The following is a 24311-nucleotide window of genomic DNA, read 5'->3' on the forward strand; positions in this document are numbered from 1 at the left end:
AGGAGTGGACCGGCCGCCCTGGAAGCGGCGGCGCGCGGCGGCCTTCACATGTCGCGGGGGCCGCGCTATACAGGAGGCCGCCGAGCCGTCTAGAACGCGTTCTAGTCACGCCCGGTCCCGGAAACGGCCTCGGTGCGGCCGACGGTGCGGACTGCCGTGCCGAGGTCTCCTCTGCCTCAAGGAGCGCCCCACACATGCCCATCGACGTCCAGCAGGCACTCTCCGCCGAGCCCCGGTCGGCCGCCATCGAGTGGGACCACAAGGACATCCAGCTCTACCACCTCGGCATCGGCGCGGGCGTCCCCGCCGCCGACCCGGACGAGCTGCGCTACACGCTGGAGTCCCGGCTCCATGTGCTGCCCGGCTTCGCGACCGTCGCCGGTGCCGGGATGGGCATGATGGGCGGCCTGTCCGCGCCCGGCGTCGACGTGGACCTCGCGGCCGTCCTGCACGGCGGCCAGTGCGTGGACGTCCACCGGCCGATCCCGGTGCGCGGGCGGGCGGTCACCACCTCCCGGATCGCCGCCGTGTACGACAAGGGCAAGGCCGCCGTCCTCGTCCTGCGCTCCGAGACCGGTGACGACGACGGGCCGCTGTGGACCACGGACGCCGAGATCTTCGTACGGGGCGAGGGCGGGTTCGGGGGCGACCGGGGCCCCTCCAGGGGGGCCGGGGTGCCCGGCCGCGCGCCCGACCGGACCGTCGAGCTGCCCGTACGGGAGGACCAGGCGCTGCTCTACCGGCTGTCCGGCGACTGGAACCCGCTGCACGCCGACCCCGAGTTCGCCAAGCTCGCCGGGTTCGACCGCCCCATCCTGCACGGGCTGTGCACATACGGCATGGCCCTCAAGGCGGTCGTCGACACGGCACTCGGCGGGGACGTCACCCGGGTCCGCTCGTACCGCACCCGCTTCGCCGGGGTCGTGTTCCCCGGCGAGACCCTGCGCGTCCGGATGTGGGACGACAACGACAACGACGGCGGCGTCCACGTCGCCGTGACCGCCGTCGAACGCGACGACGCTCCCGTCCTCTCCGACACGGTCGTGGAAACCGTCTGAAGGGAGCCGCGCCATGCGCGCAGCCGTACTGCACCAGACAGGGCAGGACAAGCTCGACGTCCTCGACGACGTCGAGGCGGTGGGCTTCGGCCCCGGCAAGGTGCGCATCCGGGTCAGGGCCACCGGGCTGTGCCACTCCGACCTCTCCGCCATGACCGGCGTCCTGCCGCAGCCGGCCCCGTTCGTCCCCGGGCACGAGGGCGCGGGGGAGGTGGTCGAGGCCGGCGACGGTGCCGGCTCGCTGAAGCCCGGCGACCGGGTCGTCCTCTGCTGGCTGCCCGCCTGCGGCACATGCCCCGCCTGCCGGCGCGGCCAGTCACAGCTCTGCCTCGCGGGCTTCCTCAACGCCGGGACGCCCAACTTCCGCAGAACCGGGGACGACGGCGATGTCTTCGGGTTCGCCGGGACCGGCACCTTCGCCGAGGAAGTCGTCGTCGACGCACGCTGCGCCGTGCCCATCCCGGACGACGTCCCCTTCGACATCGCCGCCCTCATCGGCTGTGGCGTCACGACCGGGCTGGGCGCCGCCATCAACACCGCACGCGTGGAAGCCGGTTCGACCGTCGCCGTCATCGGCTGCGGCGGCGTCGGCGTCTCCGCCGTACAGGGCGCCAAGGTGCGGGGAGCGGCGCAGATCGTCGCCGTCGACCCGGTCGCGTCCCGGCGCGAGGCGGCACTGCGGTTCGGCGCCACCGAGGCAGTCGCCCCGGAGGAACTCGGCGACGCCGACCAGCGCGTCACCGGCGGCGAGGGCTTCGACTACGTCTTCGAGGTCGTAGGCCGTTCGGCCACCGCCCGCACCGCGTACGAGACCACCCGGCGCGGAGGCACCCTGTGTGTCGTCGGGGCGGGCGCCATGGACGACTTCCTCCAGCTCAACATGTTCGAGCTGTTCTTCGACGAGAAGCGCATCCTGCCGTCGATGTACGGCGGCGGGGACGTACTGCGCTCCTACGAGCGGGCCATCGCCCTGTGGCGCGCGGGCCGCATCGACCTGGCCGGCCTCATCACCCACCGCGTCCCGCTGACCGGCGTCAACGAGGCGCTGACACAGATGCGGACCGGCGAGGCACTGCGTACCTGCATCGAGCTGTGACAGCAGCAGAGGAGAACGGCATGTCACTTCCCCTGGAAGGGCTCTCCGCAGTCGTCACCGGCGCCGGCCGCGGCCTGGGCCGCGCCGAGGCCCTGGAGCTGGCCCGGCTCGGCGCGGCCGTCGTCGTCAACGACCACGGCGAGGGCTCGCGGGCCGCCGCCGAGCAGGTCGTCGACGAGATCCGCACGGCGGGCGGCCGGGCCACCGCCCACCTCGGCGACATCGCCGACCACGCGGCCGCCCGCGCGCTGATCGACCTCGCGGTCACCGCCCACGGACGGCTCGACATCCTGGTCAACAACGCGGGCATCCTCCGCGATCGGATGGTCTTCTCCATGACCGAGGACGAGTGGGACGCGGTGATACGGGTCCACCTCAAGGGCCACTTCAACACCACCCGCTTCGCCGCGGCCCACTGGCGCGCCCGCTCCAAGGCGGCCGGGGCCCCCGTCCACGGCCGGATCGTCAACACCTCGTCGGAGGCGTTCCTGGCGGGCTCGGCCGGCCAGCCCAACTACGCGGCGGCCAAGGGCGGCATCGTCGGCCTCACCACCTCCACCGCCCACGCCCTCGCCCGCTACGGCGTCACCTGCAACGCCATCTGCCCCCGCGCCCGCACCCGGATGACGGCCGACGTCTTCGGCGCCGCACCCGAACCCGCCCCGGGCTCCGGCGCGCCGGACCCGCTCGCCCCGGAACACGTCGCGCCCCTTGTCGCCTACCTCGCGTCCCCGGCCGCCGCGACCGTCAACGGCCAGCTCCTCGTGGTGCACGGCGGCATGGTCGCCGTCATGGAACGCCCCAGGGTCGCGGCCGTCTTCGGCACGGCCAAGGAGGTGTTCACATACGAGGAGCTGGACACCCGCCTCACCCCGTACTACGCCGACCGCCCCCGGGACGAGACGTTCGCGGCGACGGAGGTCCTGGCGCTGAGACACCGGCTCTAGAAGCGCCGCACAGAACACCGAGGGCCGCCCCGGTATCTCCGGGGCGGCCCCACATGTGCGAAAGGCGGTGGCCTCGCGGCCCGCCGGGTTCCGTCAGGCGGCGTTGCCGCCGCCGTGGCCGGGTTCCCTGCGGTGGCGGCCGTGCGGCTGCGCCGTCGGGTTCTCCGACTGCGAGGGGCCGCCGCGGTGCTTTCCGGAGCCGCCGGCGTCCCCGTGCGGTCGCAGCGCGTGGGTCGTGTCGGTGCTGGCTTCAGACATGTGGTGAAGTCACCCCGTAGTGATCGCTGTTGTGATGTGCGGCCCGTGAGTCTAGCCGGGGGCCGTGCGGCCGGTGAGAGGTGCCTGCTGCAACGGCACCGGCTTGCACATCACAGGGGTCCTGGGGCGGTCCGATCGTTCCCCACCTGCGGGTTCCGCCCGGGCGGGGGGTGTGACGGGTTCCGGTGCGAGAGCCTCCGCGGCGCCCTCGACACGGGCGAGACCGCAGGACGCGGAGGCGTTCGCGTACGGCAGCAGGAGAACCCCGTCGTGCGTCCACAGCCCCGACCCGGCCAGCCACCCGTCCGGAGCGGGCAGTTGGAGCAGCCGCCGCGCCGCGGGGCGCCAGACGCCGACCCAGCTGCCGGCGTCCGTGTCTACGCGCAGCGCCACCGCGCAGCCCTCCGGGGTGAGCACCTGGCCCGGCTGGACCGCGAACGGGGTCAGGGCCGCGTCCGCCGACCGCAGGCACTCGGGGAACCGCACGGGCCGCGTGCTGCCCAGCACGCCCCAGCCGAGCCGCTCGTGCCCCGGCGACGGCGCGTCGGAGCGGATGAGCAGGAGTCCCGAGTCATGGTCGGCGAGCAGCAGCCGGTCGTGGCTCTCGTCGGTGATCTGCAACAGCGGCGTGACCTCCCCGCCCCGCTCCAGATCGACCGCGACCGCCTTGACCGGACCGCCGTCCACCTGTCGGTCCAGGGCGAGCAGCCGCCCCGCCCGGTCCAGCCATATCCCGCCCGTGCAGCGGCCCTTCACCTCGGCGACGTGCTCCGGGCCGAACTCGCCGCCCGCCACCCGCCAGACGCCCGTCGAGTGCTCGCCCACGGCCAGCGCGTACGCGCCCATCCCGTCCGGGGACGGCGGCAGCAGCCGTACCGACTCCGCCTCGACCGCGCCCAGCGGCAGCTCACCGGTCTCCGGGCCCGTGGGGTAGAGCAGCGAGAACGTGTACCGCCCTGCCACCCGGCGCCCGATGAGCACACGCCCGTCGGCGAGCGGCAGCAACTGCGCGTCCCGGTCCTCCGGCTGGGCCAGCGGCAGCGGTACGGCGTACGGCTCCGGCCCGTCGAGGGTCCAGCGCTCGGGGAACAGCGCCTCGCCCTCACCGGCCAGCCGAGCCGCGTAGGAGCCGTCCGCCGCGATCGTGAAACGCGTACCGCCGACCGCACCGTCGTGGTCCTGTGCGGTGGCCTCGATGGCACAGGCTGTCATGGCTCGTCACCTCCGGCCACCGAAGCTAGTTTTCGCACTTCCACCCGAACAGCGCGAGCCCGCACGCTTCACACATAAGGATGGTCGTGACGGGGTTCGCCCGAGGGGCCGGGGGCGGGTGTGCTGGCCATCGGTGCTGGTGAGTAAGGCAAGGCGGCCCTGGGGAGCGTTTCGAAAGTCGAGCGTGCCCTGCGCCTGTTCCACGTACATGCCGATCGGGGCCCTGGCGCCGAGTCGAGCACGCACCGAGCCGGTGCGCGACCAGCGAGGCGATACACCTCAGGCCGGGACCACCAGCCGCTCAACGATCCCCGCCGCCACCGGCAGCTCACCCGACCCAGTGGGACGACGTCTTGAGCGTGGCCGTCACCGCGATGCCTGCCGTTCGGCCGGGCCCATGGGCGAGCGCGGCCTGGCCAGGGGCGTCGACAGCGGGGTCAGCCACCCTGGAGTGTCTCCTGAAGCCAGTCGAAGACGACCTCGCAGTGCTGCCTGGGTGCCATCGGTGAGCAGTGCAGCTGCGCGCCGGTCGCCGCGGTGAGCTTGACGTACTCCTTGGAGGCCGTCAGCTTGTCGAACATCTGGCGTGGCTGGCCGGGGTAGAACTGTTCGAAGTCGTAGTCGAGGACCAAGGTGGGCGCCTTGATACGGCCCACGACGTCCGTGATATTCAGCGACTCGATGAGTGTGGCCGGCGTGTAGAAATCGGTGAACATCCTGCCCTGGCGGGCGGCGAGCATCGCCGGCACGGAGAAGGGCTCGAAGCGCTTCTTCACCGTCGCGGCGTCGGCAGGAGACAGCTGTGGCACGACTTCCTTGTTCCAGACGTTGTTGGTCTCCTCCTTGTTCGGGGTGAGAATCTCCCGAAGCTCCCCGAAGCCCTGCCACGGATCCAGGCAGCCGGGCATCGCCACCAGTGCCGCGATCCGCTGTTCGAAGGCCGCGGCCCGGGGAGCCAGATCGCCCCCCATGCTCAGCCCGGTGAGAGCGATTCTGTCGGCGTCCACGTCGGAGCGGGCGGTCAGCCAGTCGACCAGCGGCGCGACCACGGTCTCCCAGCGCGGGCTGAACACCACCTGGTCCACGAAGATCATCTGCCCTTGGCCGGGCCCCTCGTAGACCAGGGCGTTCCAGTCCCGGTCCAGCGCGGCGGCGACACCGTACGTCCACATGTCGACGCTCTGCCCGTCGCTGCCGTTGGTGAGGATCACGGTGGGGCGGCGGCGTCCTGAGGTGTCGGGGCGGAAGAACCACACGGGCAGCGAGGTCTTCGCGTACGGAACCTTCGCTGTCACCGGTGCCGGGTCGCACAGCTTGCAGAACGTGTCCCATGCGCCGCGGCAGGCCTTGTACAGCTTCTCCTCGCTGTCCGGGTCGCGGGAGCCGAGGACGAAGAAGAGCGCCTGGGCGTAGTACTGCGATGCTCTCAGTGCCCGGAAGCGCGTGGTTTCCCGGTCGGGACGGCCACCTTCGGGTGTCTTCATCAGCCGGTCGCCGAGTTTCCTGAAGGTCTCGACGTACGTCTGTGCCGACAGACCCGCCTTGTTGATCGCGTTCACGGCGGTGAGCACCTCGCCCACATCAGCGCTGCCCTGATCGGATGCGCCGAGCGCCAGGAGGCCGTTGAAATTGAACTCCGGGTTGCCGAAGAGCGTCATCACGCCGGGCGTGGGCCCGCCGGCGGAGGCGGAAGCCGTGCCCGGGGCCTGCGCGGAGGAGGCCTCCGTGGGGGTGCAGCCCGCGGCCAGCAGGGTGGCCCCCGCTGCGCCGACGATCCCGGAAAGGACGCCTCGCCGTCCTGGGCCGAGGATCTGATCGGGCGGAACGTGTTTCATAGCGACCCAATGTATGACCGGGCTCTTCTCGCTTCGCCGTACAGCGCCCGCCATTGCCCCGAATGGCCCGAGGCCTCCGGCTCCCGTTCCGCCGGACAACCATGGGGGTGCGGTCGGAGGGAAGGCTTCAGCCTCCCTGTCGGCGGGCCAGGCGGTTCGCGAGCAGGGACAACGGCACCACAGCGACCCAGGAGTAGATGGCGGCAGTCGGTGAAAGCTGGGCGATGCCTACGGAGGCCAGGAACACGAACGCCTGAGACGGCAACGGAACAGTGCCCGGCCGTTCGCCGGCGTGTAGCCGGACGCGCAGGGCGATGGCGTACAGAACCAACGCCGTGACACCGACGACTCCTCCGTACAGGGCCGGACCGAGCGGCTGGTCCCCGTAGTCCTGAAGGGCGGAGGTGGGAAACGGGATCAGCGACAGCAGCGCCAGGAAGGCCACGTTGAGCCAGAACAGGCCGGTGTCGACCTGGACGACGCCGCGCATGGCGGTGTGGTGGGCCCTCCAGAAAATGGCGATGACGACGGCGCTGAGCGTCATGGCGCTCAGCTCGGCCCAGGTCTCGTCGAGCGCGTCGTCGAGCGCGGCCCCCCGCAGGCCGGAGGGCAGTTTGATCTCCAGGACAAGCAGGGTGAGGGCGATGGCCGCCACGCCGTCGGTCAGAGCGAACATTCGGGTGACGGAGACGTAATCGTCTTCCTTCCGGCGAACGGCTCGTGTGGTGGCGGGAGGGCTACGATCCATCAACTCTTGTTAGCACGGTATCCCGCAGCCGGACGACAGCGGGACGGTTTGTGGTGCCGCGCCCACCCGCTTGTCGACCCGCAGCTGCCCGGGTTGAACGATCCGACTACCGGCGAACTCGTTCCGGAGCCCTCGCCGAGCGGCTTCGAAGCCATGAGTCTGTCGAGACGGTTCTGGTCCCGGAGTACACCCGAGGGCCAGCGTCGGGCCAGGAACCCGGCCCGTCCGGCCTTGCAGAATCCGGATGGCTTCGGGCACCGGGCGCCGGCCCGCCGCAGCGTCAGCGACCCCACCGAGACCGCCTACCACGTCTGCCACGGACCGGCCTCCTCCCGACTGAACCGGCTTTGTCGGGCCTGGTACCGGCACATCACCCTGCCGATGGCCGCGCTCGCCCACCTGACCGCAGTCCGCGCCGCAGAAGCCACAACAGGGGCGGCGCGGACGACGAGCAGGACCTCATACCCTCAGCGTCCCGGAGATCCGCCGGCTGATCGGGCACGGCCTCGGCGGGCGCCACCGCGGCGGACTAGGTCCTCGACGACTTCCGTACTCGTCTGGTCAAGCAACCACCCGCTGTCCCCCCGGCGGCAGAGGACCGCGCAGGCGGCTCACCCGCCCACGCACACCACCGCCCGCCGGACGCGCCCCTGACGGGAGGAGGCCGCGCAGGCTCACCCCGGTCCCACCCACTCCTCCACCACACCAACGGCCGGGGGACGCCGCTCCGGCGGGAGGGGAGCCGCACCGCCGGCCGGTGGACGCTGTCCCGGCGGGAGGGGCCGTCCAGGGTCGCCCGCGCAGGGGCCGGGGGGCGACAGCCGGTCACCGGTGTCCAGGTCCCAGGCCGCCGGCCCCGAGGAGAGGAGGTGAGCCCGGAGGGGACCCGTCCCACCCACCGGCGTAGTGCGTGGCGACTCGGACAGCGCCACCGGCGGTCGGCCGGACACCCACGAACCGGCGGCCAGCCGCCGTGCCGGCGCCTGGCCCGAGCGGGGTCGGCCCCCACGGGGGGCCGCGGGCGACAGCCGGTCGCCGGGTGCTTGGCGCCCGGCAAGCCGGCCCCGGGCAGGCGGCGCGGGGGCGCGACCTGTGCGGTGGCCGACCGGGCCCGGGGTGGGTCTGGGAGGGGCGGCGCCCCTCCCAGCCCTTGCGGGTAGCCTTGCACCCGTGCCACGTCTTACCGAAGTCCTCGCCGAGCTCGACGCCCTCTGGCCCCCCGAGCGGGCCGAGCAGTGGGACGCCGTCGGCACCGTCTGCGGCGACCCCGACGCCGAGGTGGACCGCGTCCTCTTCGCCGTGGACCCCGTCCAGGAGATCGCCGACGAGGCGATCGAGCTCGGTGCCCAGCTGATCGTCACCCACCACCCGCTCTACCTGCGCGGCACGACGACCGTCGCGGCCTCCCACTTCAAGGGCCGCGTCGTGCACACCCTCATCAAGCACGACATCGCCCTGCACGTCGCGCACACGAACGCCGACACCGCCGACCCGGGCGTCTCCGACGCCCTCGCAGGCGCGCTCGACCTGCGCGTGGTCGGCCCCCTCGTCCCGGAGAACGGCCTCGGGCGGATCTGCGAGCTGGACGTCCCGGAGACCCTCCGCGACTTCGCCGCACGCGCGGCCCAGCGGCTGCCCGCCACCGCGCAGGGCATCCGCGTCGCGGGCGACCTCGATGCGACGGTCCGTACGGTCGCCGTCAGCGGCGGCTCCGGCGACAGCCTGTTCGACGCCGTACGCGCGGCGGGCGTCGACGCGTTCCTCACCGCCGACCTGCGCCACCACCCGGCCTCCGAGGCCACCCGGCACACCCCGCTCGGCCTCGTCGACGCGGCCCACTGGGCCACCGAGTGGCCCTGGTGCGAACTGGCCGCCGCCCAGCTCGACGAGATCTCCGACCGCCACGGCTGGAACCTGCGGGTGCACGTCTCGAAGACGGTCACCGACCCGTGGGCCGCCCACCACACGTCCCCCTCCGCTCATCACACCTCCCCTGGAGCCCCCAACTGAACGCCGCGCCCGCCGACCAGATCCGCCTTCTCGACATCCAGGCCCTCGACACACGTCTGTCGCAGCTCGCCCACAAGCGCAGGACGCTGCCCGAGCACGCCGAGATCGAGTCGCTGACCAAGGACCTCACCCAGCTGCGCGACCTCCTCGTCGCCGCGCAGACGGAGGAGAGCGACTGCGCCCGCGAGCAGACGAAGGCGGAGCAGGACGTCGACCAGGTCCGCCAGCGCGCCGTCCGCGACCAGCAGCGGCTGGACTCCGGCGCCATCACCTCCCCGAAGGACCTGGAGAACCTCCAGAAGGAGATCGTCTCGCTCTCCAAGCGCCAGGGTGACCTGGAGGACGTCGTCCTGGAGGTCATGGAGCGCCGCGAGTCCGCGCAGGAGCGGGTGAGCGAGCTGACGGAGCGCGTCTCCTCCGTCCAGGCCAAGACCGACGACGCGACAGCCCGCCGGGACCGCGCGGAGGAGGAGCTGGACGCCGAGGCCGCGGCGGTCGCCAAGGAGCGGGAGCTGGTGGCCGGTTCGGTCCCGGCGGACCTGATGAAGCTGTACGAGAAGATCCGCGAGCAGCAGGGCGGGGTGGGCGCGGCCCGCCTGTTCCAGCGCCGCTGCGAGGGCTGCCACATCGAGCTGAACATCACCGAGCTGAACGACGTCCGGGCCGCCGCGGCCGACGCCGTCGTACGGTGCGAGAACTGCCGCCGCATCCTGGTCCGTACGTCGGAGTCCGGCCTGTAATGAGTGACGCTGTTGGTACGCGGCCGGGTGAGCTGATCGTCGAGGCGGACGGCGGCTCCCGGGGCAACCCGGGCCCGGCCGGTTACGGCGCGGTCGTCCTCGACCCCGTCTCGGGCGAGGCGCTGGTGGAGGCGGCCGAGTACATCGGCGTGGCCACGAACAACGTCGCCGAGTACAAGGGCCTGGTGGCCGGGCTGCGGGCGGCGCGCGAACTCGCGCCGGACGCGTCGGTCCACGTACGCATGGACTCCAAGCTCGTCGTCGAGCAGATGTCCGGGCGCTGGAAGATCAAGCACCCGGACATGAAGCCGCTCGCGGCGGAGGCCGCCCGGATCTACCCGCCCGGGCGGGTCACATACGAGTGGATCCCGCGCGAGCACAACAAGCACGCGGACCGGCTCGCCAACGAGGCGATGGACGCCGGCCGTCAGGGCAAGCAGTGGCAGCCGTCCATGTCGAAGGCCGCACTGGACGCGGGCGCGGCCCGCGTGGTCGGCGACGCGACAGCGGGCGCGGCGAAGGCGCGGGCGGCACTGGCACACGCGACGGCCCCCGCGGCACCTCCGGCACCTCCGGCACCTCCGGCGCCCCCGGCGCAGGGCGCCCCCGCACCTGTGTCTCCGGCACCCGCGGCCCCGGGCACCCCCGCGCAGGCCACCCCGCCCGCCGCCCTCGCCGCCCCCACCCCCGGCGCCGTCGCGCCCGCGCCCGCGGAAGAGGTGGAGGCGACGCCCGCCACCCCGCCCGTCGGCTGGGCCGCGGCCGCCGATCTGGGGGCGCCGGCCACGTTCGTGCTGCTGCGGCACGGGGAGACGGCGCTCACGCCGGAGAAGCGATTCTCGGGAAGCGGGGGCAGTGACCCCGAGCTGTCGCCTGCCGGGCGCCGGCAGGCGGAGGCCGTCGCGGCGGCGCTGGCCGCGCGGGGCACGGTCCAGGACATCGTGGCGTCGCCGCTGCTGCGCTGCCGCCAGACCGCGCAGACCGTCGCGGCCCGCCTCGGCCTCGACGTACGGATCGAGGAGGGGCTCCGGGAGACGGACTTCGGCGCCTGGGAGGGCCTCACTTTCGCCGAGGTGCAGGCCCGCTACCCGGACGACCTCGACGCCTGGCTCGGCTCCGCGAAGGCGGCGCCCTCGGGCGGCGGCGAGTCGTTCGCGGCCGTCTCCCGCCGGGTCGCCGCGACCCGCGACCAGTTGACGGCCCGTTACGCGGGGCGCACGGTCCTGCTCGTCACGCACGTCACGCCGATCAAGACCCTCGTACGCCTCGCCCTGGGCGCGCCGCCGGAGGCGCTGTTCCGTATGGAGCTCTCCGCCGCCTCCCTCTCGGCCGTGGCGTACTACAAGGACGGCAACGCCTCGGTCCGGCTCCTCAACGACACCTCGCACCTCCGCTGAGGCAGGACTGCCATGGGGTGGGAACTCTCCTACGACGTGGGCGCGTTCCAGCGGGCCGCCGCGGACTGTCTGGAGCGTGAACCCGCGCGCTGCACCGCGCTGCTCACCGTCGCCGAGACGGTACGCGTACACGGGCCGCGCGCCTACGCGAACGGCGGGGACAGCGGTCGGCCACGCTTCGGCTGGTGGCGGGAGGGCCCGGACGGCCCCGTGGAGGCCGCGTTCCTCCAGACCCCGCCCCAGGCGCCGCTCCTCGGCCCCATGCCCGAGCGTGCCGCCCGGGAGCTGGCCGTCGCGCTCCGCACCGACGGGGCGGACCTGACCGGCGCGAAGGGCGTCGACGGCTCCGCGCAGGTGTTCGCCGACGCCTGGGCGGGCCACGGGACCGGGACGCGGTGGGAGGTGACGCACCGTCTCCGGCTGCTGCGGCTGGCCGAGCTGACGCCGCCGCACCCGGCACCACCCGGAGCCGCCCGTCGGGCCACCCCCGACGACGTACCGCTCACCGCCGCCTGGATGCGTGAGTTCCATGTCGACACCGGTCAAGACCCGGGCCCCGGCGCCGACTTCACCGACAACATCGCCCGCCGGGTAGCGAACGGCGTCCTGTACCTGTGGGAGGCGGACGGGCGGCCGGTCGCGATGGCAGCCCACTCGCCCGTAGTGGCCGGACAGTCCCGGATCGGGCCCGTGTACACGCCGCCCGGCCGGCGCGGCCAGGGCTACGGCGGTGCGGTCACCGCCGCCGTCACCGGCGCCGCCCTCGCGGGGGACGCCCGGCAGGTGCTGCTCTTCGCCGACGCGGCGAACCGGACCACCAACGCCCTGTACGAACGGCTCGGTTACCGGCTGCTGGGCCACCACGTGGACATCGAGTTCGGCTAGGGCACCCGGCGTCCGGTGCCGTGGCGTCCGGTGCCGTGGCGTCCGGGCCCACGGCGTCCGAGCCGCGCCGCCTCCCGCGCCAGCCGCTCCACCCGACCCCAGTCCTGCGCCGCGACCGCGTCCGGCGGCAGCATCCACGTACCGCCCACGCACGCCACGTTCGGCAGCGCCAGGTAGTCCCGCGCCGACGCCGCCGAGATCCCGCCCGTCGGGCAGAACCGCGCCTGCGGCAGCGGACCGGCCAGCGCTCCCAGATACGCCGTGCCGCCCGCCGCCTCCGCCGGGAAGAACTTCATCTCCCGCACCCCGCGCTCCAGCAGCGCCACGACCTCCGACGCCGTCGACACGCCCGGCAGATAGGGCACCCCCGACGCCCGCATCGCGTCGAGCAGCCCACCCGTCCAGCCGGGGCTCACCAGGAACCGCGCCCCCGCCGCGACCGCGTCCTCCACGGCCGGGGCCGAGACGACCGTGCCCGCGCCCACCACCGCGTCCGGCACCTCGGCGGCGACCGCTCTGATCGCGTCCAGTGCGGCGGGCGTCCGCAGTGTCACCTCGACGGCCCGCAGCCCGCCGGCCACCAGGGCGCGCGCCAGCGGTACGGCGTCGGCGGGGTCCGCCACGACGGCGACGGGCAGCACGGACGCGCCGAAGAGGTCCAGCGGGGCCGGCGCGGCGGACGGGCCGGGCGTGGCCGAAGGGTCGGGCGTGGCCGAAGGGTCGGGCGTGGCCGAAGACGGGCCGGGCGTGACCGAAGGGGCGTGCGGGGCCGGCAGGGGCGACGCGGCCAAGGGGTCCGGGGCAGCCATGGCCGCATCCTGCCCGTCATACGCAAGGCCCACAACGGGCGTTGCGCACCGCGCAACGGTCAGTGGATCTCGTCCACCAGCACGTCCAGCGACCAGCCCTTCCCCGGCGCCGGCGCCTGGTACTCGACCACGTACCCCAGGTCGCGCAGCGCCTCCACCAGCTCGCCCGGCGACGCGGGCCCGGCCCCCGCCTCCAGCAGGCTCCGTACGATCCGCCCCTTCGTCGCCTTGTTGAAGTGGCTGACCACCTTCCGGGTCGGCGCGTGCAGCACCCGCACCGTCGCCGTACGCCCCGCGACCTCGCCCTTCGGCTTCCACGCCGTCGCGTACGCAGCCGACCGCAGGTCCAGCACCAGCCCGTCCCCGGCCGCCTCCGGCATGACCTCCGCCATCGGGGCCCGCCAGTAGGCGCCGAGCGCGCCGATGCCCGGCAGCTTCACGCCCATGGAACAGCGGTACGACGGGATCCGGTCGTCGACACGGACCGCGCCCCACAGCCCCGAGAACACCAGCAGCGACGCCCGGGCCCGCTTCCGGGCCGCCGCGTCCAACGTGGCGAGGTCCAGCGCGTCGTACAGGACGCCCGTGTAGACCTCCCCGGCCGGCCGGGCGCCCGCCGTGCGCAGCTCCGCGTTCTTGGCGACCTCGCCGCGCAGGCCCTCGCTCAGCCCCAGCACCTCGCGCGCCTTCTCCTCGTCGGCCGCGCACAGCTCGACCAGCTCGGCGAGCACGGCCGCCCGTGACTCGGCCAGCCCCGGCAGGGACAGCGACCCGGGCTTCAGCGGCGCGCCGCGCCCCGAGGCGGCCTTGCCCTCCGAGGGCGGCAACAGGACGAGCACGGTGGTTCTCCTTCGTACGTACGGAAAGCGGGGGTGCGGCCCCCTCGGCGGCCCGGGCCGGTGGCCCCGGCGCCGCGTGCCAGCGTACAAAGTGCCGCGCCGCGCTCCGCGGCCTACGCTCGGCATATGCCCCGCCGCCATCTCCATGTGACCGGCGCCGCCGAGGCTCCCCTGCGGACCGCCCTGCGCGCGCTGCGCACCGAACTCGACGTCCCCCGCGGCTTCCCGCCCGACGTCCTCGCCGAGGCGGAGGCCGCCGCCAAGTCCCCGAGCCTGCCCGGACAGGACGCCACCGACATCCCGCTGTTCACGGTCGACCCGCCCGGCTCCGTCGACCTGGACCAGGCCATGCACCTGGCACGCCGCGCGGACGGCGGCTACCGGGTCCACTACGCGATCGCCGACGTGGCCGCGTTCGTCGGACCGGCCGGCGCGCTCGACGCCGAGGCGCACCGCCGCGTACAGACGCTCTACTTCCCGGACGGCCGGATCCCGCTCCATCCGCCGGTGCTCTCCGAGGGCGCCGCGAGCCTGCTCCCCGCGCAGACGGCGCCCGCGCTGCTGTGGCGCGTCGACCTGGACGCGTACGGCCGCCGGGTCGCCACCGACGTACGCCGCGCCCTGGTCCGCAGCCGCATCCGCCTCGACTACGCGACCGTCCAGCGGCAGATCGACGAGGGCGCCGCCGAGGAGCCGGTCGCGCTGCTCCGGGACATCGGCCGGCTCCGCGAGGAGCTGGAGGCCGAGCGGGGCGGCATCTCGCTGCGCGTACCCGAGCAGGAGATCGTGGAGACCGACGGCGCCTACCGCCTGGCCTTCCGCGCCCCGCGCCCCGCCGACGCCTGGAACGCCCAGATCTCCCTCCTCACCGGCATGGCCGCCGCCGACCTGATGACCGCCGCGGGCACCGGCATCCTGCGTACCCTCCCGACCGCCCCGGACGGCGCGGTGGCCAGGCTGCGGCGCTCGGCGCAGGCCCTCGGCATGGAGTGGCCGCACCATGTCTCGTACGCCGCCCTCGTCCGCGCCCTGGACCCGCGCGAGCCCAGGAACGCGGCATTCCTGCAGGACTGCACCGCCCTGCTGCGCGGCGCCGGGTACACCGTGTTCACGGACGGCAACCTCCCCGTGCCGGCCATGCACGCCGCCGTCGCCGACGAGTACACGCACTGCACCGCCCCGCTGCGCCGCCTCGTCGACCGGTACGCGGGCGAGCTGTGCGTCGCGGCGGTCGCGGGCCAGGAGCCGCCCGAGTGGGTGCGGGCCGCGCTGGCCGCCCTGCCGCGGGAGATGGCCGACGGGACGCGCCTCGCCAACCGCGTCGAGCGCGAGTGCGTGGACCTCGTGGAGGCGGCCCTGCTCATGGACCGGGTGGGGGACGTCTTCCCCGGGACGGTGGTGGACGTGCGGGAGGGCGACCCGACGGTCGGCACGGTCCACCTGGCGGACCCGGCGGTGGTGGCCCGCGTCGAGAGCCCGGGGGCCGCGCTGCCGCTGGGGGAGCGGCTGGCCGTACGGCTCACTCGGGCGTTCCCGGGGCGGGAGAAGGCGCTGTTCGTACCCGCGTGAGGGCGTGCGTGAGGGCCCGGTGGAGCCCCCGTGCGTCATCGGCGTGGAACCGTACGGTGTGCACATACCGCCGCTTCCCGAGCACCCCCGCACCTCGGCCTCCTGTCGCGCGAGGTCCGCGTCCAGCTCCTCCAGTACGTCGACGAGCTCCCGCCCGGCGTCGTCGGCCACCACGTCCCGCACCTCGTCCAGCGACAGCCCCAGCTCACTGAGCCGCCGCACCCGCCGGCAGGACGGCGTCCCGCAGCGTGTACTCCCGGTATCCGTTGGCCCGCCGCGGCGGCTCCGGCAACAGCCCGATCCGGTGGTAGTGCCGCACCGCCCGCGTACTGACTCCGACGATCCCGGCGATCTCTCCGATTCGCATGGGCCCAGTAGAAACGTTGCCGCTGCGACAAGGTCAAGCGATGTCCGCCGGCGGTGCCGAGTTCCTCCGAGGACGCGCGGGCCCACCGCCCCCACCCCGCCAGGTAGCATGGTCGACACGGCAGACGAGCCGGGCGGGCGGCCGCGTGGGGGTCTTCGGACCTCCCCGAGGAACGTCCGGGCTCCACAGGGCAGGGTGGTGGGTAACGCCCACCCGGGGTGACCCGCGGGACAGTGCCACAGAAAGCAGACCGCCGGGGGCCTCGGCCCTCGGTAAGGGTGAAACGGTGGTGTAAGAGACCACCAGCGCCTGAGGTGACTCAGGCGGCTCGGTAAACCCCACCTGGAGCAAGGTCAAGAGGGGCCGTCGCAAGACGGCCCTGCGCGGATGTTCGAGGGCGGCCCGCCCGAGTCCGCGGGTAGACCGCACGAGGCCGGCGGCAACGCCGGCCCTAGATGGATGGCCGTCACCCCGACGACCGCGAGGTCCCGGGGCACAGAACCCGGCGTATAGCTCGGCTCGTCTGTCGGCAGTCGTGGAGGAGGCCCCTGACCAGGTGTTCTGCCTGGTCAGGGGCCTTTTCGTGCTCCTGAAAGTCGATCCATCCTTGCTCACTCTTTGTGACTGTCTCCGGGTGTTTCCCGGTGCTGTGTGGCGATTGCGTGGCGGTGGAAGACGCCGTCCCTGGGGAGGCATCGGTGCCTTGAGTGTTCGCTCTGTCACGCGATTTGCTCCGGGTTGAGCTTTGCCTAGCTCTTCCGCCCGCGCCTTCGGGTGGGTCCAAGGTCGTCAGGAAGCCCAAGGTGCTGGGTAGCTTCCTGGAGCGGCTGGGTGAGCGGCTGGCCGCACGAAGGGCCCCGGCCCGTCCGCAATGGGGGATGCGAACGGGCCGGGGCCAGGGGCTGGCGTCAGGTGGCGTACTCCAGCTCGGTCACGGCGGCCCGGCGCACGGCTGCGGCGAGGCTTTGAAGGTCGAGCCCGTCGAGGTGAATGCGAAGCGCCTGGCGGACGGCGTGCATCTGCTCCAGAAGCACCGGTCCGGTGATGTCCCTGGGCAGGATGATCCGGCGGAACTCCGGGTCCTCGATCGCTTCGGCGACCAGCTTCTCGGCCAGCCACAGGGGGGTGCGCTCACGGATCGCGAACGTCAGATGAACGCTGTCTATATCCAGGTCGGTTACGTGCGGGTTGTGAACCCAGCCCCTCGGGAGAAGAAGCGACTGCCCTGCCCGAAGGTCGACTTCGAGGTCTGGGCCCGCAGATTCCCACTCGGGGATGAAGTGATCCCTCCACACACGGAAGGACTCGTTGTACTCCCTCATGGGGGACTCGACGGGCGGGCTCCAGAGCTGCCACCGCTTGGTGCCGGCGATCTGGACGATCACGGCCATCTGCTGATCCCAGTGATGGCGTAGCCCCTGGTTGCCGGGCGGGGTCAGGAAGGCGTGGATGTAGTTCGAGTAGCCCGTTTCCGCCTGGATATCGTGGGAGACCTGAGCCAGGTCCGGAATGACGCGCTGGAGGTTGCCGAGGCGGATGGTGTGGCCGCTCTCGTACAACCGGGCCAGCTTCGCGCGGTCGGTGCGGCCGTTGGTCATGTACGCCTTCGGGTTCAGCGAAGGGTTAGGGGCCTTGACCACGGCGATCTCGTCGGCAGGGACGCATCCCCTGAAGACGTAGCTCCGGATGGTCTCCGCCGTGACGGTCTCGTCGAGGGACGACTTTCCTCGCTCGTAGACGCGAGGCTCATCCGGCCAGGAGGCCAGTAGATCGGTTACGCCCTCCTCGGGCAGTAAGAGGCGCAGCGACACGGCGTCGACTCCTTACGACGGCGGGAGCGGGCAGGGGATTTCCGGATGGAAGCGGTTGGGGCAGCAGACCACGTTGACCGACCAGAGGTTCTTCGACGCGGTGTAGTGCACCCAGGACACGTCGACCCCACGGGGTAGCACGTCAGCGGCGTACTCCAGCTTGTTTTCGAGGCTCCCGTACGCCTGGAGGCCGTCCGCGCGTTCGTAGGGAGGGTTGGCCTCGTAGTGCTTCGTGAGCCAGGCCAGGGCAACGCCCACGTCGGTCCACGTGCGGTCGGCCGCGACCTGGTTCTTCTTCAAGAGCCAGTGGCCGGTCATCAGGGGCGGCACGTTGCCCGTCTGGAACTCGGCGGCTGCTTCGCGGTACCGGTCGAGGACCTGCTGCTGTCTTTTGTCCTCGGGGTCCGTCGCCATGGGCGGGCCGTTGGGGTGAGGAGGCCGCCGACTTCCCTCCTTGGCGTACACGGACGAAGGCCCGCTCCAAGGTCCGTACCCATGCCAGTGCCCTGACCAGCTCATTTGTGCCCTTCGGGGGTGGCGGGCCGCCCAGGCGTACAGGGCGGCCCGCTTCGTGCGTGGGGAGGAGGGGGCCAGACTAGAGCTTCAGACCCCGCTCGGCGGCGTAGCCGAGGACGAACGAGTCGAGTTCGGCCTCGTCGAAGCGCAGCTCCTTGCCGGCGCCCTCCGGCTTGGAGTCCGTGAGGACGTACGCGGTCTCCGCGCCGGGGATCTGCGCGAACTGGACGCACGACTCGTGCTCGCCCTGGAGGTTGCCGCCGCAGAACTGCCGGACTTCGGCGCCCTCGGTGGGCAGGGAGTAGAGGTCACTGATCATGGGATCGTCCTCCTGGTGCAACTGATGAGCGGAGAGTCGGTCTCCGCGCCGTAGTGCGCTTGCTGACCCACCCCGGCCCGACCTGTCCTTCTTCGGGGAGCGGCTGACCGGGGTGGGGACTGGCTACCGCCCCCGAAGGAGTGCTTGCCGAGGGGGAATGTTCGACACGGGGGTCAACCTCGGGAGCGGAAGATCATGCAGTCATGCGCCAGTACGCGGCCATGAGCGAAACGGAGGAGCCGATTAGGAGGCCCTGGAAGATCCACTGACGCCAGCCGAGCGGGCGTCTGTGTCGGGCTCCGGGCTGGCGAAGATGCCGACCGCGAGGGCGATCACCACCGCGAGGAGCGCCAGGACGTAAGCCACTTGTTGCGCCCTGGGACTCACGAGTCACCCGTCCCGCTCCTCTGCGTGTAGACCCAGAGGAGTCGGCGGGTCAGGCTCGCGACATCGCGCATGAACATGTACGCAGCGAAGGTCGTGGCGTCCGGCGAGGGCCGGGACTTCAGATCCAGCAGCTTGTACGCCTCGTGGAAGAGATGCCTGACCGTCTCGTCCTCGTCTGCTCCCAGCTCCTCCGCCAGAAACAGTTGCAGGTGACCGATCAGGATCGGCGTCCTCTTGATGATGTCGTTGCGGGTCGACGTGCCCAGCTTCATGACGAGGGCAGTCTCGGTGCTGTCCCCGATCAGCTCCACGTCGATTGGCGCGCCGTCGAGACTCGGAGCCTCGCGTCTCTCACTCACGGTGGACACCACGCATCTCCCCTCGGTACCGCACCACAGTGCGGGGTCCTTGGCTGCTCGGTTCGTGGACGAACGTAGAGCGGGTGGCTTCCAAGTCCCAAGAAGATTGCGCGAGTTTGCAGCAAGTCGATTGACGGGCTCGAACGGCCTCGCGAACATCGACGTGTCGCGCAAACCTGAGCAAGGCAGCAGACAGGAGAACGGCCATGAAGCTACGGTTCCTTGGTAAGAACTCCACGGTCGGCGACTGCCCGACCCTGTACGCCACGGACCGGGACACCTACCTCGTCCAGGGCTGGAAGATCTTCGCGAACGACCTGCTGATGCAACTCGACATCTCCGAGGGAGAGACGGCGGTGGAGGTGCCCACGGAACTGTTTGAGCACCTCATGAAAGACGGCCTGCCGGCTGGGGAGATCAGGCGCGTAGAGGACCCGATCATGATCCTCACGCCGGGGGGTACGTTCGTCGTTCAGGGCCGCGAGGTGACCGACCCCGAGGCCCTGTCCCAGATGGAGATTCCTGACTACGAGACCGTGGTCGAGGTCCCCAAGGCCGCGATCACCGCCCTACTGGAGGAACCGCGTGGAGCTGATCTCCAGCGCCGAGCGCAACCAGCTCTTTGAGAGCTTCGGGCAGGATGCATTCCACCTGGAGCTGAGGGACGACTACTCCGTCCCCGACGAGGAGAGTCCGTTCACGAGCTGGCTCCGCGGTGAGACTGTCGACTACTCCTACATGGAGCCGTGGACGCAGCTCATGAGGCGCGTTACCGGGGAAGGGAAGACCGTCCGACGCGTCCGCGTGGTGACGGAGCCGCATGCTCCCTACATTCAGTGGGAGCACGCCACGACCGGTCTCAACGAGGAGGCGGGCGAGGACATTCGCTGGCTGCCTCGGCATCGCTTGCCGGAGAGCGTCACCTTCCCCGTGGGGGGTAACGACTGGTGGTTGTTCGACGACCGCCTTCTGGCAGTGGGCCACTTCGACTCCGACGGCAGAGTCCTTGGGTCCGAGATCGTCGAAGAACCGGACATCGTTGCTGAGTGCGTGCGCCTGCGGGATCTACTGTGGGCCGTTGCTGTACCACACGCCGAGTACAAGCCCTGACCGTTCCATGAGCGCGCAAGTAGAAGAGGCGCTGCAAGCGCTGGGTGCCCGGCTGCGTGGCTTCCGCAAGGACGCGGGCTTCGCCAGCGGCCGGGCGTTCGCGCGTGCCACCTCGTGGCAGGAGTCGAAGGTCTCCCGCATCGAGAACGGCAAGCAGCGCCCCAGCGATGAGGACATTCGCGTCTGGTGCGAGGCCACGGGCCAGGGCGACCAGATGGGCGACTTGATCGCGATCGTCCGCCACGTCGACGAGCTGTGGATGGAGATGCGCCGACTGCTCCAGACCGGAGCAGAGAAGCGCCAACAACAGGCCCTTCCGGTGTACGGCAAGACCAAGGTGTTCCGCATCTGGCATCCCACCGTCGTGTGGGGGACCCTTCAGACGACGGAGTACGCTGCCGAAGTCTTCAAGCAGGTTGTCAGCTACTACGAGATCCCCAACGACGCCGATTCGGCTGTGGCGAAGCGGCTTGAGCGTCAGCAGTACCTCTACAAGGGCGATCGGATCTTCAACGTACTGCTCGGCGAACAGGCCCTGTACACCAACTTTGGGGGCCCGGAAGTGGTGAAGGGGCAGCTCGACCGCCTGCTGGCTGTGATGAGGCTCCCTCGCCTCAGCCTGGGCATTGTCCCCAGGTCCGCGTCGGCCTCGATATGGCCGGGCAACTCGTTCTCGATGTTCGATGACCGGCTGGTCCTCGTCGAGACCTACTCGGCAGAGCTGTCCGTTTCCCAGCCCCGAGAGATCGAGCTGTATACCAAGGCGTTCGCCCTCTTGAAGCAGTCAGCGGTCTACGGCACCGCTGTCCGAGACCTCATCTTCACAGCGATCCAGCACTTCGATCAGATGCCGAGCGATTAGGAGAGCGCATCATGCAGTCCATGACCCCGAACTGGCGCACCAGCACCTACACGAAGTCAGACAGCTGTGTTGAAGTGGCCGACAACGACCCGACGAACGTCATGGTCCGCGACACGAAGGACCGCGACGGCGGAACCCTGACCTTCCCGCCGTCGTCCTGGGCGGCGTTCGTGGAGTTCGCGACGGAAGTCAGACTGCCGGGGTGAGGGCGACCAGGAGCGGACCCGCCGCCTTGCTCCATTCGCGTCCGGCCTCGACCGCGGACTTGCCGGCGGCAGTGATGCCGTCCCGCACGGGGGCGAGGAAGGTCTCACGCCAGTGCTCCTGAGTGTCGAGAGGCATGCCGCTCGCGGTGACGGCCGCTCCGACCCTCTCGCGTGCGCGTACGGACTTCACGGCTGTGGTCGTGGTTGTGGTGCTGGCCGGTCTGGTCGTCGTGGGCGGCTGGGCGGTGGCCCGGGCGGCGGAGAGCATCCTGGAGCACACGGACCTCAGCGCGGGCTTCGTCGGCGCGGTGCTGATGGGCCTGGTGAACGCGCTGCCCGAGACCGTCACGTCCATCGCCGCGGTACGGCGCGGCGCGGTGACCCTGGCGATCGCCGCGGTCGTGGGCGGCAACTGCCTGGACGCCCTCAACCTGGTGGTCGGCGACATCGCGTACCGGGGCGGTTCCCTCTTCCATGAAGCCGCCCCCGACGAGCTCTTCCTGACCTCCAGCGCGCTGGTGATGACGGCGGTGCTGCTCGGCGGCCTCCTGGTGCGGCAGAGGGGCGGATGGCTCCGGGTCGGTTTCGACGGGATCCTCTTGGTCGTGCTCTATCTCGGTACGGTGGCCGTCCTCGCGTTCTGAACCCGCTGTACGTTCCGGGTGCGCTGAGGGCGGCCGCCGCGTCGGTGTCAGGAGCGGGACCGCAGCCGTTCGAGGGCTGTGACGCCGAGGGCGGCGAGGCCGATCTGGATGGCCCATTCGATCCAGTCGATGCCCTTGGTGTCGGAGACGCCCAGCGCGGCGGCGATGGCGGTGCCGACGAGGGCGGCGGCGATGCCGACGGCGATGGTCCACAGCCAGCCGATGTTCTGCCTCCCTGGCAGGACGAGCCGGCCGAGTGCGCCGATGACGGCACCGAAGATAATGGCCGTGATGATGCCGGAGATCTCCATGTACGTGCTGCCTTTCGTGGCCAGCGCCTACAGGTCGAACTCGTGGGGCGGCAGGTCGAGGGTGTAGCAGGCTTCGCGGACGACGGCCTGCTCCGTCTTGTCGAAGTCGCCGTCGGCGCCGCCGATGACGATGCCGATCTGGATGACGGCGCGGGCCTCGGCAGGCTTCTTCTTCGCCTTGGCGATCTCCTGCATGACGCTGACCTTGCCGAAGGCGAAGTCGGCGGTCAGTCTGTCGAGGTTCTCCTCGAAGCGGCGGTGCAGGTCGTCGGCGGGGAAGTTACGCAGGACGTCGTTGGTCGCGATGAGCTGGGCCACGCGCTGCCGCTCGCTGGGATCGATGGTGCCGTCGGCGGCGGCGACGAGCGCGCACATCGCCATGGAGGCGTCGCGGAAGGCGCCGCTGGTGAGTTCGTTCTTCTTCGCCATGAGCTGGGTCTGCATCGTCGACGCGGACTCCTTGAGGCGGTCCCACAGGGCCATGAGAACTCCTTCGTCGTGCGGTCCGGGCCGGGAGCAGCCCGGCCCGGACCGTAGCTTCTACAGTCAGGTAGAAGCTATCAGCCTCGCATCAGCCTTCGTCGCCTTCGTCGTCGCCCTCGAAGAAGTCGCCGACCTCGTCGACGATCTCCGCCGCGACCAGGCCGCCCGCCACGCCGACCGCCACGCCCGCGGCGCCGGCCGCGATGGCCGTGCCCATGCCGGGGCCGGAGCGATGCCCGTCGCCGTGCCCGTGGTGGCCGTGGTGGCCGTGGTGGTCGCCCTTGTGCGCATAGGGGTCGCTGTGGCCGTACGCGCCGTGGGCTCCGTGGCCGCCGTGCGCGGAGTGGCGCTCCACGAGCTGGTGCACCCACGACTCGACCAGGGCGTTCCAGTCGGTGTGGCCGACATCCTGGTGGCTGACGGTGAAGCGGTTCAGCGCGTCGTGGCCGCCGGAGAAGAGGCCGCCGCGCTTGTCGGCCTCCAGGACGACCTCCATGCCGCCCGGGTTGGCGAGGAAGGTGACCTCGATCTCGTTGACCTGGTGCGCGTACTGCGGCGCCGGGGTCATCTCGATCTCCTGGTAGAACGGCAGCTGCTGGCCGGTGCCGCCGATGCGGCCGTACTCCAGGTCGGCCGACTTGAAGCCGAAGCCGAGCTGCCCGAACGCCTCCAGGACCGCCTCCTGCGCGGGCAGCGGCCCGACGGCGAGCGGGTCCATGTCGCCCTTGTCCTTCGCGCCGGCCACGCCCAGCTCGGTGCGCACACCGAGAACGATGCCGAGGGCCTGCCCGTAGAGCTCGTTGACCGGCGTCTCCCACGGCAGGTGCACGCTGAACGGCACGCTGCGCTGCTCGCCCTCGGTCAGGCGGAAGCCACCGGCCACGGTGAACCGTTCGAAGGCGACCACGCCCTCGGACTCCCCGTCGTCGTGCTCGGCCTCGACGCGGGCGACGAGTTCGAGCGTGATGTGCTCGATGTCGAAGTCGGCCTTGCCGCCCTTGAGGCGTACCTCGCCTGTGAGGGCGCCCCCCGGCTGGACCGCTCCGGGTGTGAGGACCGTGTCCACCGAGGGGCCGCCGATGCCGACCGAGCCGAGCAGTCGCTTGAACACCATCGTGGCGTTCACTCCTTCATGATGCGCGTTGCTGTACGGAGAGAGAGGGGCCGTCGCCACCGGCCTGGCCGGCGGTGGTGGTGGCGGCGGCCCCGGAGAGAGCTACTTCGACGCCGCGTCGAGGGCGGCCAGCGCCTGGGCCCAGCGGACGTACTTCAGATCGGCGAGGTCGGCCACCGTCTTCACACCGAACGCCTCCTTCAGGAGCTCGCCGTCCCGCTCGGACACGCCCTTCAGCGCGCCCACGGGTGCGGCGAGGATCTCCGGCAGGCTCTTGTCCGCCCACGCCTTGTCCAGCACCTTGTCCAGATCTATCGAAGCCACGAAGGCCCTCCCGCGAGTGATGGAGCGGTCCGGTGTGGCGTCAACCGCCATGAAGGCATGCCCTTCTGACGCTCCGTACCGCTTTTGGTCTACAT

Annotated in this window: 27 protein-coding genes, 1 other RNA gene and 2 pseudogenes; 14 read left to right on the plus strand and 16 right to left on the minus strand. The window is 71.5% G+C overall.

What is annotated here, in order from left to right:
* The first annotated feature begins 194 nt into the window (after positions 1-194).
* From FVS66_RS24720 to FVS66_RS24730, 3 genes are read left to right on the plus strand one after another with little or no spacing between them, the layout of a single operon-like run.
* Entirely contained in the window at positions 195-1058 is an 864-nt protein-coding gene (locus FVS66_RS24720; protein ID WP_149183387.1) for a MaoC/PaaZ C-terminal domain-containing protein, read from the plus strand.
* A 13-nt stretch (positions 1059-1071) separates the two neighbouring features.
* The gene (locus FVS66_RS24725; RefSeq protein ID WP_149183388.1) at positions 1072-2154 is read left to right on the plus strand and encodes a Zn-dependent alcohol dehydrogenase; all 1083 of its coding nucleotides are present in this window, start codon (positions 1072-1074) and stop codon (positions 2152-2154) included.
* A gap of 20 nt (positions 2155-2174) precedes the next feature.
* The gene (locus FVS66_RS24730) at positions 2175-3101 is read left to right on the plus strand and encodes a 3-oxoacyl-ACP reductase (RefSeq protein WP_149183389.1); all 927 of its coding nucleotides are present in this window, start codon (positions 2175-2177) and stop codon (positions 3099-3101) included.
* 93 nt (positions 3102-3194) lie between these two features.
* On the opposite strand, the gene FVS66_RS35205 is transcribed toward FVS66_RS24730, so the two are convergent.
* From FVS66_RS35205 to FVS66_RS24745, 4 genes are all read right to left on the minus strand, one after another.
* The gene (locus tag FVS66_RS35205) at positions 3195-3359 is read right to left on the minus strand and encodes a hypothetical protein (protein WP_187645676.1); all 165 of its coding nucleotides are present in this window, start codon (positions 3357-3359) and stop codon (positions 3195-3197) included.
* 51 nt (positions 3360-3410) lie between these two features.
* Positions 3411-4571, minus strand: a complete 1161-nt coding sequence (locus FVS66_RS24735) for a hypothetical protein (RefSeq protein WP_149183390.1) — start codon at positions 4569-4571, stop codon at positions 3411-3413.
* A 437-nt stretch (positions 4572-5008) separates the two neighbouring features.
* A complete protein-coding gene (locus FVS66_RS24740) occupies positions 5009-6406 on the minus strand; it encodes a prolyl oligopeptidase family serine peptidase (RefSeq protein WP_149183391.1) in 1398 nt (465 codons plus the stop codon).
* A 127-nt stretch (positions 6407-6533) separates the two neighbouring features.
* Positions 6534-7082, minus strand: coding sequence for a TMEM175 family protein (locus FVS66_RS24745; protein WP_187645677.1), 549 nt, complete (start codon positions 7080-7082; stop codon positions 6534-6536).
* A 1242-nt stretch (positions 7083-8324) separates the two neighbouring features.
* Between FVS66_RS24745 and FVS66_RS24750 the strand changes: the two genes are divergently transcribed.
* From FVS66_RS24750 to FVS66_RS24765, 4 genes are read left to right on the plus strand one after another with little or no spacing between them, the layout of a single operon-like run.
* Positions 8325-9164, plus strand: a complete 840-nt coding sequence (locus tag FVS66_RS24750) for a Nif3-like dinuclear metal center hexameric protein (protein ID WP_149183393.1) — start codon at positions 8325-8327, stop codon at positions 9162-9164.
* A complete protein-coding gene (locus tag FVS66_RS24755; RefSeq protein ID WP_187645683.1) occupies positions 9161-9904 on the plus strand; it encodes a zinc ribbon domain-containing protein in 744 nt (247 codons plus the stop codon). The genes FVS66_RS24750 and FVS66_RS24755 overlap by 4 nt, the downstream gene beginning before the upstream one ends.
* Positions 9904-11301 (plus strand): bifunctional RNase H/acid phosphatase, encoded by a 1398-nt coding sequence (locus tag FVS66_RS24760; protein ID WP_149183394.1) that lies wholly within the window; start codon positions 9904-9906, stop codon positions 11299-11301. The genes FVS66_RS24755 and FVS66_RS24760 overlap by 1 nt, the downstream gene beginning before the upstream one ends.
* A gap of 12 nt (positions 11302-11313) precedes the next feature.
* Entirely contained in the window at positions 11314-12186 is an 873-nt protein-coding gene (locus tag FVS66_RS24765; RefSeq protein ID WP_149183395.1) for a GNAT family N-acetyltransferase, read from the plus strand.
* Here FVS66_RS24765 and eda read toward each other — a convergent pair.
* Positions 12183-12995 carry a bifunctional 4-hydroxy-2-oxoglutarate aldolase/2-dehydro-3-deoxy-phosphogluconate aldolase gene (gene eda, locus FVS66_RS24770; protein ID WP_149183396.1) on the minus strand — a complete coding sequence of 271 codons (813 nt, stop codon included), beginning with the start codon at positions 12993-12995 and terminating at the stop codon, positions 12183-12185. The two genes, FVS66_RS24765 and eda, sit on opposite strands and share 4 nt — an antisense overlap.
* Positions 12996-13054: 59 nt before the next feature.
* The gene (gene yaaA, locus FVS66_RS24775) at positions 13055-13834 is read right to left on the minus strand and encodes a peroxide stress protein YaaA (protein WP_149183445.1); all 780 of its coding nucleotides are present in this window, start codon (positions 13832-13834) and stop codon (positions 13055-13057) included.
* A gap of 126 nt (positions 13835-13960) precedes the next feature.
* Here yaaA and FVS66_RS24780 point away from each other — a divergent pair, with 126 nt between their 5' ends.
* The gene (locus FVS66_RS24780; protein WP_149183397.1) at positions 13961-15403 is read left to right on the plus strand and encodes an RNB domain-containing ribonuclease; all 1443 of its coding nucleotides are present in this window, start codon (positions 13961-13963) and stop codon (positions 15401-15403) included.
* 87 nt (positions 15404-15490) lie between these two features.
* Here FVS66_RS24780 and FVS66_RS24785 read toward each other — a convergent pair.
* Positions 15491-15770 (minus strand): annotated as a pseudogene (locus tag FVS66_RS24785) (MerR family transcriptional regulator); the annotation flags it as partial.
* A 125-nt stretch (positions 15771-15895) separates the two neighbouring features.
* Here FVS66_RS24785 and rnpB point away from each other — a divergent pair.
* Positions 15896-16296: RNase P RNA component class A (gene rnpB / locus FVS66_RS24790), an RNA gene on the plus strand.
* A 382-nt stretch (positions 16297-16678) separates the two neighbouring features.
* Here the strand turns inward: rnpB and FVS66_RS24795 are convergent.
* From FVS66_RS24795 to FVS66_RS24810, 4 genes are all read right to left on the minus strand, one after another.
* Entirely contained in the window at positions 16679-17581 is a 903-nt protein-coding gene (locus tag FVS66_RS24795) for a JmjC domain-containing protein (RefSeq protein ID WP_149183398.1), read from the minus strand.
* Between the two features lie 12 nt (positions 17582-17593).
* Positions 17594-17995 (minus strand): hypothetical protein, encoded by a 402-nt coding sequence (locus FVS66_RS24800; RefSeq protein ID WP_262387176.1) that lies wholly within the window; start codon positions 17993-17995, stop codon positions 17594-17596.
* A gap of 181 nt (positions 17996-18176) precedes the next feature.
* A complete protein-coding gene (locus FVS66_RS24805; protein WP_149183400.1) occupies positions 18177-18416 on the minus strand; it encodes a DUF397 domain-containing protein in 240 nt (79 codons plus the stop codon).
* Between the two features lie 383 nt (positions 18417-18799).
* Entirely contained in the window at positions 18800-19162 is a 363-nt protein-coding gene (locus tag FVS66_RS24810) for a hypothetical protein (protein WP_262387177.1), read from the minus strand.
* A 206-nt stretch (positions 19163-19368) separates the two neighbouring features.
* Here FVS66_RS24810 and FVS66_RS24815 point away from each other — a divergent pair, with 206 nt between their 5' ends.
* From FVS66_RS24815 to FVS66_RS24830, 4 genes are read left to right on the plus strand one after another with little or no spacing between them, the layout of a single operon-like run.
* Positions 19369-19788: a hypothetical protein gene (locus FVS66_RS24815; protein WP_149183402.1), complete on the plus strand. Its 420-nt coding sequence runs from the start codon at positions 19369-19371 to the stop codon at positions 19786-19788.
* On the plus strand, positions 19748-20272 hold the full coding sequence (locus tag FVS66_RS24820) for a DUF6879 family protein (RefSeq protein WP_149183403.1): 525 nt from the start codon (positions 19748-19750) through the stop codon (positions 20270-20272). The genes FVS66_RS24815 and FVS66_RS24820 overlap by 41 nt, the downstream gene beginning before the upstream one ends.
* A gap of 7 nt (positions 20273-20279) precedes the next feature.
* Positions 20280-21134: a helix-turn-helix transcriptional regulator gene (locus tag FVS66_RS24825; protein WP_149183404.1), complete on the plus strand. Its 855-nt coding sequence runs from the start codon at positions 20280-20282 to the stop codon at positions 21132-21134.
* Between the two features lie 20 nt (positions 21135-21154).
* Positions 21155-21340: a DUF397 domain-containing protein gene (locus FVS66_RS24830; protein ID WP_399226214.1), complete on the plus strand. Its 186-nt coding sequence runs from the start codon at positions 21155-21157 to the stop codon at positions 21338-21340.
* Here the strand turns inward: FVS66_RS24830 and FVS66_RS35210 are convergent.
* Positions 21324-21476 (minus strand): hypothetical protein, encoded by a 153-nt coding sequence (locus FVS66_RS35210; RefSeq protein ID WP_187645678.1) that lies wholly within the window; start codon positions 21474-21476, stop codon positions 21324-21326. The two genes, FVS66_RS24830 and FVS66_RS35210, sit on opposite strands and share 17 nt — an antisense overlap.
* A gap of 47 nt (positions 21477-21523) precedes the next feature.
* Here FVS66_RS35210 and FVS66_RS24835 point away from each other — a divergent pair.
* Positions 21524-21984: pseudogene (locus FVS66_RS24835) on the plus strand (cation transporter); the annotation flags it as partial.
* Positions 21985-22031: 47 nt separating this feature from the next.
* On the opposite strand, the gene FVS66_RS24840 reads toward FVS66_RS24835, so the two are convergent.
* The 4 genes from FVS66_RS24840 to FVS66_RS24855 all read right to left on the minus strand — a co-directional run bounded on the left by FVS66_RS24840 (position 22032) and on the right by FVS66_RS24855 (position 24216).
* Positions 22032-22295, minus strand: coding sequence for a GlsB/YeaQ/YmgE family stress response membrane protein (locus FVS66_RS24840; RefSeq protein WP_149183407.1), 264 nt, complete (start codon positions 22293-22295; stop codon positions 22032-22034).
* Between the two features lie 27 nt (positions 22296-22322).
* Complete coding sequence (locus FVS66_RS24845) at positions 22323-22778, minus strand: tellurite resistance TerB family protein (RefSeq protein ID WP_149183408.1); 456 nt, start codon at positions 22776-22778, stop codon at positions 22323-22325.
* An 88-nt stretch (positions 22779-22866) separates the two neighbouring features.
* On the minus strand, positions 22867-23892 hold the full coding sequence (locus tag FVS66_RS24850) for a sporulation protein (protein WP_149181309.1): 1026 nt from the start codon (positions 23890-23892) through the stop codon (positions 22867-22869).
* Positions 23893-23994: 102 nt separating this feature from the next.
* Positions 23995-24216 carry a hypothetical protein gene (locus FVS66_RS24855; RefSeq protein WP_149181302.1) on the minus strand — a complete coding sequence of 74 codons (222 nt, stop codon included), beginning with the start codon at positions 24214-24216 and terminating at the stop codon, positions 23995-23997.
* Positions 24217-24311: the final 95 nt, after the last annotated feature.

Origin of the sequence: Streptomyces sp. TRM49041, assembly GCF_008271805.1 — a bacterium.
Taxonomy (GTDB): Bacteria; Actinomycetota; Actinomycetes; order Streptomycetales; family Streptomycetaceae; genus Streptomyces.